This is a genomic window from Corallococcus sp. bb12-1, assembly GCF_026626765.1.
In the GTDB taxonomy this organism is placed as follows: domain Bacteria; phylum Myxococcota; class Myxococcia; order Myxococcales; family Myxococcaceae; genus Corallococcus; species Corallococcus terminator.
Genome location: NZ_JAPNJZ010000024.1, coordinates 104458 through 119157 on the forward strand (window position 1 = coordinate 104458; position 14700 = coordinate 119157).

At 69.8% G+C, this 14700-nt stretch carries 10 protein-coding genes; 1 reads left to right on the plus strand and 9 read right to left on the minus strand.

Annotated features, from left to right (window positions below; genetic code table 11):
- Positions 1-27: 27 nt before the first annotated feature.
- From rho to OV208_RS28065, 7 genes are all read right to left on the minus strand, one after another.
- Positions 28-1629 (minus strand): transcription termination factor Rho, encoded by a 1602-nt coding sequence (gene rho, locus OV208_RS28035; protein WP_267576981.1) that lies wholly within the window; start codon positions 1627-1629, stop codon positions 28-30.
- A gap of 269 nt (positions 1630-1898) precedes the next feature.
- A complete protein-coding gene (gene sppA / locus OV208_RS28040; RefSeq protein ID WP_267576982.1) occupies positions 1899-4382 on the minus strand; it encodes a signal peptide peptidase SppA in 2484 nt (827 codons plus the stop codon).
- 48 nt (positions 4383-4430) lie between these two features.
- Positions 4431-5639: a PEGA domain-containing protein gene (locus OV208_RS28045; protein ID WP_267576983.1), complete on the minus strand. Its 1209-nt coding sequence runs from the start codon at positions 5637-5639 to the stop codon at positions 4431-4433.
- Between the two features lie 28 nt (positions 5640-5667).
- Entirely contained in the window at positions 5668-7107 is a 1440-nt protein-coding gene (locus OV208_RS28050; protein ID WP_267576984.1) for a PEGA domain-containing protein, read from the minus strand.
- 117 nt (positions 7108-7224) lie between these two features.
- Positions 7225-9156, minus strand: a complete 1932-nt coding sequence (locus tag OV208_RS28055; RefSeq protein ID WP_267576985.1) for a DNA gyrase/topoisomerase IV subunit B — start codon at positions 9154-9156, stop codon at positions 7225-7227.
- Positions 9157-9166: 10 nt separating this feature from the next.
- Positions 9167-11548, minus strand: coding sequence for a DNA gyrase/topoisomerase IV subunit A (locus OV208_RS28060; RefSeq protein ID WP_267576986.1), 2382 nt, complete (start codon positions 11546-11548; stop codon positions 9167-9169).
- A 272-nt stretch (positions 11549-11820) separates the two neighbouring features.
- Positions 11821-12537 (minus strand): hypothetical protein, encoded by a 717-nt coding sequence (locus tag OV208_RS28065; RefSeq protein WP_267576987.1) that lies wholly within the window; start codon positions 12535-12537, stop codon positions 11821-11823.
- A 112-nt stretch (positions 12538-12649) separates the two neighbouring features.
- Between OV208_RS28065 and OV208_RS28070 the strand changes: the two genes are divergently transcribed.
- A complete protein-coding gene (locus tag OV208_RS28070) occupies positions 12650-13309 on the plus strand; it encodes an MBL fold metallo-hydrolase (protein ID WP_267576988.1) in 660 nt (219 codons plus the stop codon).
- Between the two features lie 7 nt (positions 13310-13316).
- On the opposite strand, the gene OV208_RS28075 is transcribed toward OV208_RS28070, so the two are convergent.
- The gene (locus tag OV208_RS28075; RefSeq protein WP_267576989.1) at positions 13317-13745 is read right to left on the minus strand and encodes a hypothetical protein; all 429 of its coding nucleotides are present in this window, start codon (positions 13743-13745) and stop codon (positions 13317-13319) included.
- Positions 13746-13864: 119 nt separating this feature from the next.
- Positions 13865-14608, minus strand: coding sequence for a M50 family metallopeptidase (locus tag OV208_RS28080; RefSeq protein ID WP_267576990.1), 744 nt, complete (start codon positions 14606-14608; stop codon positions 13865-13867).
- Positions 14609-14700: the final 92 nt, after the last annotated feature.

Genomic DNA, 14700 nt, shown 5'->3' on the forward strand with positions numbered 1-14700 from the left:
CACACCACCCCCGCGCGGGCAGCCGGGCTACATCTCGTCGAAGAACTCGTCGTTGTAGGTGTACCGGGCGAGCCGCTTGACGAGCGCCTCCATGGCCTCCACCGGCTTCACGGAGAAGAGCATCTGCCGCAGCTTCTTCACCTTCTCGTACTCGCGCAGGGTGAAGAGCTTCTCCTCCTTGCGCGTGCCGGACTGGGGGATGTTGATGGCCGGGAAGACGCGCTTCTCCGCGAGCAGCCGGTCCAGGGTGACTTCCGAGTTACCCGTCCCCTTGAACTCCTCGAAAATCACTTCGTCCATCCGGCTGCCGGTGTCGATGAGCGCCGTGCCGATGATGGTGAGCGAGCCCGCCTCTTCCGTCGCGCGAGCGGCGCCGAAGATGCGCTTGGGGCGCTCCAGGGCGCGGCTGTCCACGCCGCCCGTCATGGTGCGGCCGGAGCTGTCGACCTCCTTGTTGTAGGCGCGCGCCAGGCGGGTGATGGAGTCCAGCAGGATGACCACGTCCTTGCCCGCCTCCACCAGCCGGCGGGCACGCTCCAGCGCGAGCTCCGCCACCTTGAGGTGGTCGCCCGTGGGCCGGTCGGAGCTGGAGGCGATGACCTCCGCCTTGATGCTCCGGCGCATGTCCGTCACTTCTTCGGGGCGCTCGTCGATGAGCACCAACATGACGTGGCATTCCGGGTGGTTGTTGAGGACCGCCTGGGCGATGCGCTGGAGCATGATCGTCTTGCCCGTCTTCGGAGGGGCGACGATGAGCGCGCGCTGGCCCTTGCCGATGGGCGCGATGAGGTCCAACACCCGCGTGACCATCTCCTTGTGGCCGTTCTCAAGCTTCAGCCGCTCGGTGGGGTCCACGGAGGTGAGGTCCGCGAAGTGGGGCAGCCGGGGCGCGGACTCCAGCGGACTCCCGTCCACCGTGTCCACCTTCTGGATGACGCCCTTGTGCCCGCGCATCTGCGCGAACGCCGTCAGGTACTGGCCCTGACGCAGGCGCAGCTTCTGCACCAGATTCTTGGGCAGCTCCGGGTCGTCCGGCGACGCCAGCAGGTTGCGCTTCAGCTGTCGCAGGAACGCGTTGGGGCCCTTGGCCTCCGTGTCCAGCACGCCTTCCACCGGCGCCAGGTTCTGCTGCGCCTGCTGCTGGGCCTGGCCCCCTCCGCGCTGGTGCCGGGGGTGCTCGTGCTGCGGCGGCTGCTGGCGGGCCTCCTGCTGTGGCGGGCGGCCTTCCTGGGGCTGCGGCGCCTGCGGGGGGGGGCCGGCGGGGGGCTGCTGCTGTTGCTGGGCCTGGCGCTGCTTGTACTGCTCCAACTCCTGGGGCGTCAGGAACACCTGCACCTGCTGGCCGTCCGGGCCCGGCTGCATGCGGTAGGCCTGGCCCTCCGGGGTGAAGTGCACCTGCGCGCCACGACGGCGACGACGACGGCGGCGGCGGCGGCCACCCTGGCCGGCGGGGCTTCCGGGCGCGCCCCCCTGCTGGGGGCCTCCGGCGGAGGCATCCCCTTCGTCGGGGCCCTCGTCGCCGTCGTCGTCACCGCCATCGTCGTCCGCCTCGGGGGGCGGGGACGGGCGGGCGGCCACGGGCGGCGGCGGCGGGTTGCGGGTCTCGGGGTTGTCGGAATTCTCGCTCATGGGGCTCCACGCCATGACGGCCCTGGAGGGCGGCGGCCACAGGGGGTCGCCGGGGACGTCAGGAGGCAGGTTTTTGGGACAGGAAGCCGGACGCGGGGCCTGCGAGAAGGCCGAAACCGCCGGTTCCTGAAACCCCCCGACGGCCCTAGCGCCGGCCGGGAGGCACTCACCACCCTAACAGAGGGCCTGGAGTCAGCGCCCCAATTTTCGCCGCCCGTGCGCGTGACGTGTTCTCCGGGCGACCTCCCGGGTCCCTTCCAGGGGGCTTTTCAGCGGATGCGCACCGTGAAGGGGAGCATGGCCTTCAGGCCGGGACGCAGCAGCTCGGGCGACCCCAGGCCCACCTCCCGGGCGAGCGACGACAGGGCCTCCGGCGGACGCTCCGACAGCGCGGGCAGCAGCAGCCCCGCGAGCGCGTGCACCCCGGGTTCGCCGCCCAGGCCGGACAAGAAGCCGCGCGCGCCGCCCATCACGTCCAGGTCCAGCTCCTCCGAAGGGGCAATCTTCGCGCGCCTGCGGGCCGCGGCCACCGCTTCGTTCAGGCCGCCCAGGCCGTCCACCAGCCCCCGCGCGAGCGCGTCCTGGCCGCTCCACACCCGGCCCCGGGCCACGGCATCCACCTTCGCCTTGTCCATCTTCCGGTTGAGCGCGACCTCGGTGATGAACGTGTCGTAGGAGTCATCCACCCAGGCCTGCACCGCGACCTGCTGCTCCGGCGTCCACGGCCGCCACCACTCCAGCAGGTCCGCCATGTCGCCGCGCTTCACGGTCTCCTGGTTCAGGCCCAGCTTCGCGCCCAGGCCTTCCAGCGCGGGCTTCACGTAGTAGATGCCGATGCTGCCGGTGAGCGTGGTGGGCTCCGCCAGCACCTCGTCCGCGCCCACCGCCGCGTAGTAGCCACCGGACGCCGCCGCGTCGCCCATGGACGCGATGACGGGCTTGTGCCGCTTCGCCTCCAGCACCGCGCGGTACATCAGGTCCGACGCCAGCACGTCGCCGCCGCCCGAGTCCACGCGCAGCACGATGGCCACCACGGACGGGTCTTCCTGCGCCTGGGCGAGCGCGCGCACCACCGTCTCCGCGCCCGCGATGCGCGCGAAGCCCAGCGGATCCTCGCGGCTGCGGCCCCCGGTGATGTCGCCCAGGATCGGCACCACCGCGATGCGGCGGCGCAGCCCCCAGCGGTCCTCGCGCTCGTCGCGCGGCGCGTACGTCGGATGGAAGCGCAGGCCCGGGAACCACTCCGCCACGCGCGCGTCCAGCTCCGTCGCGGACACCACGCCATCCAGCAGGCCCGCGTCCTTCGCCCGGCGCGAGGACAGGATGCCCCCCGTCCACGCCGCGCGCAGCTTCTCCGGCGACAGCTTGCGGCCCGCCTCCACGGCCTTGTCGTTGTGCGCGACGAGGCCGTCCAGGTACGCGTCCAACGTCTCCTTCTCCGCGGGGCTCATGTCCGAACGGGTGAGCTGATCCGTCGCCGTCTTGTACTCACCCACGCGCGCCACGTCCCAGTGCACGCCCAGCTTGTCCATGGTGCCGCCAATCGACGTCACGCTCAGGGCCAGGCCGTTGATGGGCAGGGACGCCTCCGTCAGCGCGTACACTCCGTCCGCCGCGGACGCCACCAGGTACGCGCGGTCATCCCCCGACAGCATCACCACCACGACCTTCTTGCCCGCCTGCCGCAGCCGCAGGAAGGCCTGACGCAACTCCTCCGCGCCGCCCCAGCCCACGCCGGGCAGGCCTTCCATCTTCACCATCACGCCCTTCAGGCGCTCGTCGCGCGTGGCCAGGTCCAGGAACTTGAGCAGGCGCAGGTACGGGTCCGACTCGCTCACGCCCAGCACCGACAGCACCGGGCTCACGCCGCCCGACAGCATGTCGTCCAGGTCCAACAGCGTCACGACGCCGTTGGAGCCGTGCACGGAGCGGTAGCGCTCCGACGACAGGCGCAGTTGCAGCACGTGGTCCAGGCCATTGCCCGCGCCGCCCGCCGCGTACGTCAGGCCCGCGTGGCCCAGGTCCACCGTGGCGGAGAACTGGAGCGAAAGCGGGATGCCGCTGACGAAGCCGTGCGACAGGCCGCCGCCCAGCCTCAGGCCGCGCAGCACCTCCGCCTGCACCGTGTACGTGGCCAGGCCTTCGCGGAAGCCGCCTTCGGAGAAGAGCCAGTCCACGCCCAGCGTGTAGCGCTCGTCCAGCGGGCGCAGGCCCACGCCGAAGTTGTACCGGCGCGGCAGCTTGAGGCCGTCGCTTTCGGGGGCGTTCAGGTCCCTGGCCACCGCGGCCAGCGACAGGAAGCGGGCGGGGCGCGCGGTGACGCCCACGTCCCAGCTGGTGAGGCCGCCAATGGCGCGGTCATCGGAGCTGAAGTCGTGGAAGGCTGCGCCCAGTTGCAGCGTGCGAGGCCCCAGGGAAAGGCCGAAGGACGTCTTGCGGTAGTCCGGGGCGTTCTCGCCGCGGATCCACTCCAGGGAGAAGCCCGCGCCCAGGCCCAGGAAGTGTGTGCCCAGGAACACGGCGTCGCCCACGGAGTCCGACTCCAGGTTGCGCTCGTGCAGGTAGAAGAGCTGGCCCGCGTCGATGAAGCCCAGGCCGGCGGGGTTGAGCGACAGCGCGGGCGCTTCGTCTATCAACGCCGCGTTGGTGGGCGGCAGCGTGACGCCCCGGGGCGGGGCGGCTGTGTTGCTGACGGTGCCCGTCTGGGCGAGCGCGAACGTCGGGAGGAGGGTCAACAGCGGCAGGAGGCGCATACGGCCCGGGACTCTAGGGACAGTCCGCCCAGGGACAAGCGCTGGCTGCTACCAGTCCTCGGTTCCCGACATCGAATCCAACGGATCATCGCCGGATTGCCGCTTCTCGGACTGTTTGCGCTGTCCGCCGCGGTCCTCCGAGCTCCAGTCCTCCGCGCCGCTCTTGCCATCCAGCGGGTCGCGGACCTTCAGGACCTTCTCGCCTTCGGTGTTGATGAGCTGGTTGACCACCCGCTCCATCTCCAGCTTGAGCTGCCCGTATTCGTCGCCCTGGAGCACCAGCCGCTTGGAGCCCAGGCGCTTGCCGCTCTTCACGTCGAAGAGGCCCACCGCCAGCTCCGTGCCCCGCTCCGGGATGACGCGCACGGTGCCGACGAGCGTCCGGTCCAACCCCAGCGACTTGCCCAGCGCCACCACGGCGTTGGCCGGCTTGTCGCTGGGACGCGACATGTCGCCCAGCACCTTGTCCAACTGCACGTCGTAGGCCTTGTAGGTGGCCGTCGGGACGAGCGCCGCGCTGACCTCCATGTCGTCCGGGGTGACCTCCGCGATCTGCCCGAACTGGCGGAAGCCGGGGCGCTCCATGCGCACCAGGTGCTTGCCCACGGGAAGGGCGGGCACCGTCATGGGCGTGTAGCCCACCGCCTCGCCGTCCACGAAGACGCGCGCCCCCGCGGGACGCGACTTGAAGGTGGCGGTGCCGCGAAGCTGCGCGGTGCGGCTGGTCGCCACCTGCGCGCGCAGCCCGATGAACTCCCGGCTGAAGCGCTTGGGGCTCAGCTCGAAGGTGGGGTTGAGCGCCATCAGGTCCATGAGCAGCAGCTTCGCCTCCTCCACGTCGCCCCGGAGCTGGAGGATGGCGCCGTGCATCGCCAGCGCGTCGCACAGCGGGAAGCACGAGCGCATGGCCGCGACCGAACCGTCCAGCTCCTTGAGCGTCGCGCGCACCTTGCGCTCCGCGTCCTCGTACTCGCGCGCCTCGAAGGCCTTGGCGCTCTCCTCGAAGCCCTTCTTCGCGCGCTGGAGCGACGCCTGGGCCGCCGCGTCGTCCGGCAGGCCGAACAGGTCGCGGGGCTTCTTCACGGAGTAGTTCGCGAAGTTGCCCAGCGCGTCGTTCATGAAGCCCTCCATCTGCACCCCCGAGGACTCGGACGACGGGTCCATGGGGATGATCAGCGCGGAGATGCGGCCCGGTGGGGGAGAGGACGACAGCGCCAGGGCGGGCAGCAGCAAGAACGCGAGCGAGAGGGCTTTCATGGGGAGTCCTGGAAGCTGGACGCGGTGGCTAGAAGGAAATTCCACCGGGCAGCCCGTTCACGGGATTGAAGCCGCTGCCGCGGTCCGTCGTGGCCACGTACACCACGCCCGCGGTCACCGCCGCCACGCCCGCCGCCGCGGCCCAGAACCAGGGCTTGCGCAGCACCGAGTCCGACGACGACACCGACTCCTTGTCGTCGGAGGTGCGGCCCTTGGGCAGGGCGGCGCCGGTGAGGAAGGTGTGCACCTGGTCCGCCGCCGCGTCCGCGCTGTACTTGCCGTCACGCTTGGTGAAGTCCACCTCCACGTCGCGCAGCCGGTTCTTCGTGCGCAGGTCCCACGCCTGCACCTCGCCGTGCATCCGGCCCTTCTTGTCCTGGTACGCCGCCGCCAGCACCACGAAGCGCGCGTTGAGCCGCTCGCCGATGGCGCCCACTTCCGGCGGAACGCCGTCCGCGGAGAAGGCCTGCTCCGTGCCGGCCTTGGCGGCCGCGTCACGCAGCGCGGACAGGCCGGGCGCGGGCGCGAGCTTCGCCTTCACCTCGGCGGACGCGGAGGACTTCACCTCCGTGTACGACGCGGACGGCGCGTAGCCCGGCAGCACCACCTGCACGGGGTAGCGGCCCGGCGCCAGCTTGAGGCCGGTGAGCGGCGTCGCGCCCACGTCACGGCCGCGCACCAGCACGCGCGCGCCCTGCGGCTGGGACGTCACCACCAGCGAGCCCTGGGGCTGCGCCTCCAGCTCCTTCTGCGCTTCCGTGAACACCCGCTGCACGTCCTGGCCGAACTGCCCCGCGTCCGGGCGCAGCGACGGCTCCGCCACCAGCGCGTTCGTGAAGGACACCTTCGCGCCCGCCACGTCTCCGTTGAGCAGCTGGGACGCACCCTGGAAGAGGAACGCCTCGCCCAGCTTCTCCGCGCGCAGGTCCCCGGGCCGCTGCACGTAGGTGTCCGCGGCCTCCTTGAACTTCACCGCCGCGGTGTCCGGATCCAGGTTGTCGTACGCGGAGCGGCCCTCGTCGAAGAGCGCGTCGCCCTTGGGGATGCCCTGCGGTTCCGACGCCGGGAAGGCCGCCGCCAGGTCCACGAACCGCACATCGCCCGCGGCGCCCAGCTTCCGGGACAGCGCGTCCTCCAGCTTCGCCGCCTGGTCCGAGGCCGCCGACTGGCGGGCCACGCCGAACAGCGCCACCGCGCTGGTGGTGGCCGCGCGCGTCTCCGCGGCGACCGCCGCGGGCTTCGCGATAGGGGAGGTCGCCGCCGGGGTGAGCGCCTTCGTCGTCGCCGCCGGCGCCACGGGGGCCACCGGCGCGTCCGCCGAGGGGCCCGGTTCGTCCGGAGGGGTGAAGGTGTCCTCGGGCGCCGGCGCGGGCTGCGTCGCGGAGGGCCGCTTCTTCTTGGCGGTCTTGCGCTTGGTGGCGGCGTCGGCAACAGGGGCGCTCAGCACGCAGGCGAGCGCGAAAGTCATGGCAAGGCGGGTCGTGTTCACGATTCCACCGATGCTAGCCGACCGGCGGGTCAGAAGACCAATGCCCCTCCCGGGACGGCCGCTGCCGCCCCGGGGTGGGCCTGGAGTCCCGTTTTTTCAGACGTCGAGGTCCTGCACTTCGCCGGCCATCTCAGTGATGAACTTGTAACGCGCGGAGACATCCTTGCCCATCAGGTCGTTGATGATGCGGTCCGTCTCCAGGGCGTTGTCGATGGTGACGCGCAGGCTGATGCGGTTCTTCGCATCGAGCGTCGTCTCCTTCAGCTCGTCGGCGGTCATCTCGCCCAGACCCTTGAAGCGCATGATGTTGGGCTTGGCGTTGCCCCGGACCTTCTCGCGGATGATGCGGTCGCGGTCCGGTTCGTCCAGGGCCCAGTATGTCTCCTTGCCGATGTCCACCCGGTACAGCGGGGGCTGGGCGATGTGCACCGCGCCCGCCTCAATCAGGGGCCGCAGGTGGCGGTAGAAGAACGTGAGCAGCAGCGTGGCGATGTGGTGGCCGTCGCTGTCGGCGTCCATCAGCAGGAAGACGCGGCCGTACCGCAGCTTCGTGATGTCGAAGTCCGCGCCGATGCCGCACCCCAGCGCGCTGACGATGTCCTGGAGCTCCCTGTTGGCGGCCACCTTGTCGGTGGACGCCTGCTCGGCGTTGAGCACCTTGCCGCGCAAGGGGAGGATGGCCTGGGTGCGCCGGTCGCGACCCTGCTTGGCGGAGCCGCCTGCGGAGTCACCTTCCACGAGGAACAGCTCGCTGGACTGGGGGTCCGTGGACGAGCAGTCCGCCAGCTTCCCGGGCAGGTTGAGCCGGTGGCTCACCGCCGTCTTGCGGTTGATGGCGGCGGAGGCCGCGCGGGACGCTTCACGCGCGCGGGCGGCCAGGATGATGCGCGCCAGCAGCGCTTCCGCGATGGACTTGTTGTCGTTGAGCCACTTCTCCAGGGCCGGCCGGATGGCGCCGTCCACCTGGGCCGTGGTCTCCGGGTTGTTGAGGCGGCCCTTCGTCTGCCCCTGGAACTGGGGCTCCACCACGTACACGGACAGGATGGCGGTGATGCCTTCGCGGATGTCCTCCGCGGTGAGCGTCACGCCCTTGGGCGTCAGGTCGTGCGTGTCGATGTAGTTGCGCATCGCCTTGACGATGGCCGCCCTCAACCCCGCCTCGTGCGTGCCGCCCATGGCCGTGGGGATGCCGTTGACGTACGAGCGCACGTGCTCGTCCGTGGCCTCCGTCCACGCCAGCGCGACCTCCAGCCGGACCTCGTTGTCACGCGAGTAGTAGAACGGCGTGCTGCCCGTGGGGACGATGGGCTTCTGCCGCTCCGACACGACCTTGGTGAGGTACTCGGCGATGCCGCCGTCGTGCTTGTACGTCACCGTGGTGTGGGGCGTGGCCGTCTCATCCTTCCAGATGACGGTCATGCCCTTGTGCAGGTAGCTCTTCGCCTCCAGCCGCTCGCGCACGGCTTCCGCGTCGAACTTCTGCTTCTCCCCGAAGATCTCCGCGTCGGGTTCGAAGGTGATCGACGTGCCCGTGCCGCGCGCGGGGCCCTCCACCTTCAGCGCGCTCGTGGCCTTGCCGCGCGCGTAGGACTGCACGTGGCGCTTGCCGTCGCGTTTGATCTCCACCAGCAGCTTGCTGGAGAGCGCGTTCACCACGGAGCTGCCCACGCCGTGCAGACCGCCGGAGTGGATGTAGTTGCCCTGTTCGAACTTGCCGCCCGAGTGCAGCGTCGTGAGGATGACCTCCAACGCGGGCTTCTTGTGCTTGGGCATCATGTCCACCGGGATGCCGCGCCCGTTGTCCACGACGGTGATGGATTTGGCGCCCTTGTGGAGGATGACCTCGACGGTGGTGGCGTAGCTGTTGATGACCTCGTCCACCGAGTTGTCGAGGATCTCCCACAAGAGGTGGTGGTAGCCCGTGGTGTCGGTGCCACCGATGTACATGGCCGGGCGCTTGCGCACCGGCTCCAGGCCTTCCAGGACCTGGATGTCCGCGCCTGTGTAGCTTTCCTTCTTGGTCGCCATGGCCTTCCCGCTACTCCTTCTTCTCCGGCAGCGGCACGAAGGTGACGGGACGCGCCACCTCCTTCACCGTGTCGCGCTTGGACATCTCGTGGCCCTTGCCGCCGCGCGCCGTCACCGTGAACTTCGCCGGTGACAGGTGCAGCTTGCGGCCCTTCTGCGTCTCGAATTCCAGCGTGGCGTCCTTCTGGTTGGAGGGCGCCGCGAGGAAGTCCACCACCCGGTCGCCCGGCTCCACCTTGATGACCTGGACGCCCTTGCCAGGGCCGGCCAGCTCATTGATCTCCGCCACCTTGCACACGAGCGCGCTCGTCTTCTCCGTGAGGACCGCGAGCAGGTCGCGGTCGCCCACCGGCTGCGTGCCGATGATCTCGTCGCCCTCGCCCGTCTTCGCGTAGCGGCGGCCGGCGCGGGTGGACACTTCCGAGTGGGGCGCGAGCAGCACGCGCATGCCCAGGCCCAGCCGCGTCACCGCCACCAGCTTCGCCGGCTGGGGCAGGCGCGGGTCCAGCGACAGGGCGCCCACCACGCGCTCATTGTCGTCGAACTTGAACAGCTTCTGCACCGGGTCGCCGTAGCCGGTGGACGCCGGCACGTCGTTGAAGCGGGTGACGTAGGCGGTGCCCAGGTTGGTGAACAGCACCAGGTTCGTCTTCAGGCTGCCCGCGAGCACCGCCATCACCGCGTCGCCTTCACGCAGACGGGTGGTGGAGGGGTCCTTCACCTCGCGCACGCGCTTGATCCACCCGTCGCGGGTGATGACCACATGGGCGTCCTCGTCCGCGATGAACGCCTCCGCGGAGAACTCCACCTCTTCCGAACCGGCGCCGCCAATGCGCGTGCGGCGCTTGTCGTTGTACGCCGCCTTCATGCCAGTGAGCTCGTCGCGGATGACGGCCCAGCGCTTCTTCACGTCCTTGAGGATGCCCTCGATGCGCTTGATCTCCGCGCGCTTCTCCTTGAGGTCCTTCTGGACGACCAGGATCTCCAGGCGCGCCAGCTTGTAGAGCTTCATCTCCAGGATGGCTTCGACCTGGATCTCATCCAGCTTGAAGCGGGTCATCAGCTTCTGGGCCGAGTCCTGCTTGCCCTCGGACTGGCGGATGATGCGGATCATCTCGTCCAGCGCGTCGTAGGCCTTCTCGAAGCCCTCGAGGATGTGGACGCGGCGCTTGAGCTCCGCCAGCTCGTGCTCGAAGCGCTTGGTGACGATCTCCAGGCGGAACTCCAGGAAGTACTGGAGGATGCTCTTGAGGTCGAGCCGCTTGGGCGTGCCGACGTCCGGGTTCTCCGACGGGACGAGGCAGGTGAGGTTCACGCCGAAGGTCGTCTGCAGGGGCGTGTGCTTGTAGAGGTACGCCATCACCAGCTCCGGGCTGGCGTCCTTCTTCAGCTCCAGGACGATGCGCACGTCCTTGGTGGACTCGTCGCGCACGTCGGTGATGAGCGGCAGCTTGCGCTCGCGCACCAGCTCGCCAATCTTCGCGACGAGGGTGGACTTGTTCACCGTGTACGGGATGGAGGTGACGACGATCATCTGGCCGCCGCGCTTCAACTCCTCCAGCTTGTACTCGCCGCGGATGCGGACGCCGCCCTGGCCTGTCTCGTAGATCTCCCGCAGCTCCGGCTTGCTGTTGAGGATCTGCCCGCCGGTGGGGAAGTCCGGGCCCTTGATCCACTTGAGCAGGTCCTTGACCGCGAGCTCCGGGTTCTCGATGAGGGCCAGCAGCGCGTCCACCAGCTCGCCCAGGTGGTGGGGCGGGATGTTGGTGGCCATGCCCACCGCGATGCCGGTGGTGCCGTTCATCAACAGCTGGGGCACGCGCGCGGGGATGACGACGGGCTCGTCCCGGGTGCCGTCGTAGTTGGGCCGGAAGCGGACCGTCTTGCTGTCCAGTTCGCCCAGGAGCTCCGTGGCCAGCTTCTCCAGGCGGCACTCGGTGTAGCGGTAGGCGGCGGCGGAGTCGCCGTCGAGCGAGCCGAAGTTGCCGTGGCCGTCCACCAGCGGGTAGCGCAGGGAGAAGTCCTGGGCCATGCGGACCAGGGCGTCGTAGATGGCCGTGTCGCCGTGCGGGTGGTAGCGGCCCATGATGGCGCCGACGACCTGGGCGCACTTCTGGTACTTGGTGTCGAACGACAGGTTCAGGTCGTTCCACATCCCGTAGAGGATGCGGCGCTGCACCGGCTTGAGGCCGTCGCGCACGTCGGGCAGCGCGCGCGAGGTGATGACCGACAGGGCGTAGTTCAGGTAGCGCCGGCGGGCTTCCTCGGCCAGGCCCGCGGGGATGCTGCCATCACCACCGCCGGCGCCAGACGCGCCGCCGCCTCCCTTGCCTCCGCCCCCTGCCGGGCCTCCCTGCTTCTTGCGCGTCTTCGTATCGGCGTCTGCGAGCATGGTCATGAAATCCAGATGGGTTTTACGGGTCCGCCCCCACCCATGACGCGGCGCACGGCCTGTCAGCGCGCCACGACCAGTCGGGTTGGACCATCAACGTCAGGTCGGCGGGACTACCATGGCCCCCTGACATTGAGAACGAATTCGGGAGGTTGCGTCGGCTCCGACGCGCGAATCCTGCACGTCCGTGCAGTCCTCTGCAAGGTTGAAACGCGCCGCCAACCCCCCGGAATTCCGAGGGGCGCGAGGACGCTCATGGGCCTGACGGGCGGCTAGCCGTTGTCGCCGGGGGCGGGTGTGCGGGGCTTCTTGGGGTCGGCGTCCGGGGCGCGGCCCCAGTTGCCGCTGCCGTGCTTGAAGATCTGCACGCCCCGGCCGGAGCTGCTCCCGAGCATGCCGGGGATGGTGGCCTGGACGGCCTTGCCGCCGGGGGGGTGGTAGACGACGCGGACCTTCCGGGCGGAGGGCAGCAGGGCGCTGGTGGCGTCCACCAGCAGGTAGACGGTGGTGCCGTCCGTCTGGATGCGCTCGGGGTCCTGGCGGTTGTTGAGGTCCGCGAGCAGTTCGCCGCCGTCCGTGCTGTTGGCGTCGGTGCCCAACTGGCGCACCTTCACGCGGAGCATCAGCACGGGTGGGGCGTCCTGGCGCTTGTACTCGCGCACGCCCTGGATGACGACGGCCACGTCGGCGCCGTTTTCCGGGCCCTTGGTGGCCAGGTGGAGGCCTGACTGGGTGCTGGAGTCGGTGTCCAGGAAGAGGGTGACGTTGGCGCAGCGCTGCTTGCACTCCTCGCCGAACGGCAGCTTGTCGAACTTCAGCCGCATGGCGAAGTCGCTGCCCTGGGGCCCTATGGTGGCGTCCACGACGACGGGGCGCTCATCGTCGCTGGTGGGCTTGTAGCGAAAGGTTGATGCGGTCCCCCGGCTCGCGGCGGAGACATTCGCGCTGGCGAGCAGCGAGCAGGCGAGCAGGGTGGGCAGGCGCTTCACGGAAGAGAGACCTCCTGATGGGACGGGCGTCGCCACGTCAAAAGAGGCATTCAACGGGAACAGGCCCAGGGCGGCAAGCCTTGGTCGTAGAGTGGTCGCTCGGAGGACAACCATGCCCACGCCGTACGTACGCCAGCTGAAGCTGGGACCGATGGACAACTTCGTCTACCTCGTGGGGCCCGCGGACGGGCCGGAGGTGGTGGTGGTGGATCCCGCCTGGGACGTGATGGAAATCGAGGCGGCGGTGGCCCAGGACGGCAAGCGGGTGGTGGGGGCGTTCGTGTCGCACTGCCACGGCGACCACATCAACGGCCTGGAGGAGCTGCTGTCGCGCCATGACGTGCCGGTGTACGCGCAGGAGGAGGAGATCGCCTTCTCCCGCGAGCTGCGCAAGTGGGGCGGCGACGCGCTGCGTCCGCTCAAGGCGGGGGATCCGGTGCCGGTGGGTTCGCGCACGTTCCAGGCGCTGCACACGCCCGGGCACACGCCGGGGTCGCACTGTCTGCTGGCCGACGACGCGCTGGTGTCCGGAGACACGGTGTTCATCAACGGGTGCGGCCGGTGCGACCTGCCGGGCAGCAACCCGGAGGCGATGTACCGCTCGCTGTCGCAGGTGCTCCTGAAGGTGCCGGATTCGGCGCGGCTGTTCCCGGGGCACGACTACGCGGACGTGCCGGTGGCCGGCATGGACGCCGTGCGCCAGAAGAACCCGTACTTCGCCTTCCCCGACATGGCGTCGTTCGTGGCGTTCCGGATGCGGCCGCGCAAGTGACGCGGGGTCAGGGCTGGATGGCGAGGATGCGCCAGCCCCTGACGTCGATGGCGTAGGTCGCCCCCATGTCGAGGACGATGGCGCGTTCTTCCGGGGCGCAGGACTCGGGGTTGAAGAGGAAGCGCACGAACACGATGCCCTCCGAGCCTGGCGCCGCCTGTACGTCGAAGGACTGGCGACGGTAGAGGCACTGCTCGGTGGGCGTCGCACCCCGGTGCGGCTTGGCGCCAGGAGGGCGGAAGTCGTCCATCGCGAGTTGGATGGCCGTGGCGACGGTGCCGGACAGTTCCTGGAGGCCCGTGGCCGGAAGGTCCGAGGGGAACTGGACGGTGGCGGCTTCCTCCGCGGGCGCATGAACCGGGCGGGGGGCGCGCTGGAAGAGCGCGCACGCGGGGAGCAGGAGCACCGGCAGCAGGGCCGCGAGAACGCGCATCATTGCGTCCCTTGTCACTCGTTCACCGTGGTCACTCGACCGGACTGCTTTTCTTCCGGCTGGATGTGTCCCGTCAGGACCCAGGTTCTTCCTCGGCGCACGAAGACCCATCCTGCCGGGCCTCACACCCGCCGGGCCCGGGCCACGGGCGGCATGCGCACGCCGCCGCCGTCGCGGGGCTTCGCGTGCAGCGACCAGTACGCGGCCGCGATGAGCAGCACCACCGACAGCAGCGACCACAGCGCCGCCCAGACGATGGACGGCACCCAGGTGACGTTGGCCAGCAGCGCCGCGTCCGTCATGTTCCGCCGCGTGCTGTCCCACAGGTCGGAGCGCAGGTCGAAGAGCGCGTACAGCGACGTGAAGGCCGCCAGGAACAGGTTGAGCGCGTCCACGACCACCGACGGCAGGAAGCGCGTTCCCAGACCCAGCGCCACCGCCATGCCCAGACAGAACGCCAGCGTGAATGGATCCCCCGCGTAGAAGACGCCCATCACCGCCAGCCACACCGCCGCCGCGCCCATCACCGCCCGGCCCAACTGGAAGCGGAACGTGGCCACCATCAGCGCCGCGCCCGCCACCGCGCTGCCCAGGTAGCCGGACGAGTACAGCACCACCATGTTGAGGAAGCCCGGCGGGATGCGCGACATGCACTCGCCGCCCTCGTTCATCGCCAGGTGCACCCGGTCCACCGAGCCCCCCATGACCAGCGTGCCGATGGCATGCCCGCTCTCATGCATCATCACCACCAGCAGCTTCACCGGGTAGAGCACCGGCGAGTCCCAGAAATACCAGGACGCCCCCAGCATCAGCAGGAGCAGCGCCAGCCGACCGACATCCAGGGTTGCTCCGCTCGCCGTTCGCATCGCTGACTCCCTCGCCCCTGCCTGCCTGGACACCTGAACATCCAGGGGCGTTCCATCTTCCGCGAAAACGCCTTCCGCTGACACCGGAACGG

What these genes read in the sequence shown, in the direction of transcription:
- OV208_RS28070 (WP_267576988.1), top strand. Translation starts at nt 12,650, where the DNA reads ATGCCCACGCCGTACGTACGCCAGCTGAAGCTGGGACCGATGGACAAC.
- OV208_RS28050 (WP_267576984.1), bottom strand. Translation starts at nt 7,107, where the DNA reads ATGACTTTCGCGCTCGCCTGCGTGCTGAGCGCCCCTGTTGCCGACGCC.
- sppA (WP_267576982.1), bottom strand. Translation starts at nt 4,382, where the DNA reads ATGCGCCTCCTGCCGCTGTTGACCCTCCTCCCGACGTTCGCGCTCGCC.
- OV208_RS28055 (WP_267576985.1), bottom strand. Translation starts at nt 9,156, where the DNA reads ATGGCGACCAAGAAGGAAAGCTACACAGGCGCGGACATCCAGGTCCTG.
- OV208_RS28045 (WP_267576983.1), bottom strand. Translation starts at nt 5,639, where the DNA reads ATGAAAGCCCTCTCGCTCGCGTTCTTGCTGCTGCCCGCCCTGGCGCTG.
- OV208_RS28060 (WP_267576986.1), bottom strand. Translation starts at nt 11,548, where the DNA reads ATGCTCGCAGACGCCGATACGAAGACGCGCAAGAAGCAGGGAGGCCCG.
- OV208_RS28075 (WP_267576989.1), bottom strand. Translation starts at nt 13,745, where the DNA reads ATGATGCGCGTTCTCGCGGCCCTGCTGCCGGTGCTCCTGCTCCCCGCG.
- OV208_RS28080 (WP_267576990.1), bottom strand. Translation starts at nt 14,608, where the DNA reads ATGCGAACGGCGAGCGGAGCAACCCTGGATGTCGGTCGGCTGGCGCTG.
- rho (WP_267576981.1), bottom strand. Translation starts at nt 1,629, where the DNA reads ATGAGCGAGAATTCCGACAACCCCGAGACCCGCAACCCGCCGCCGCCG.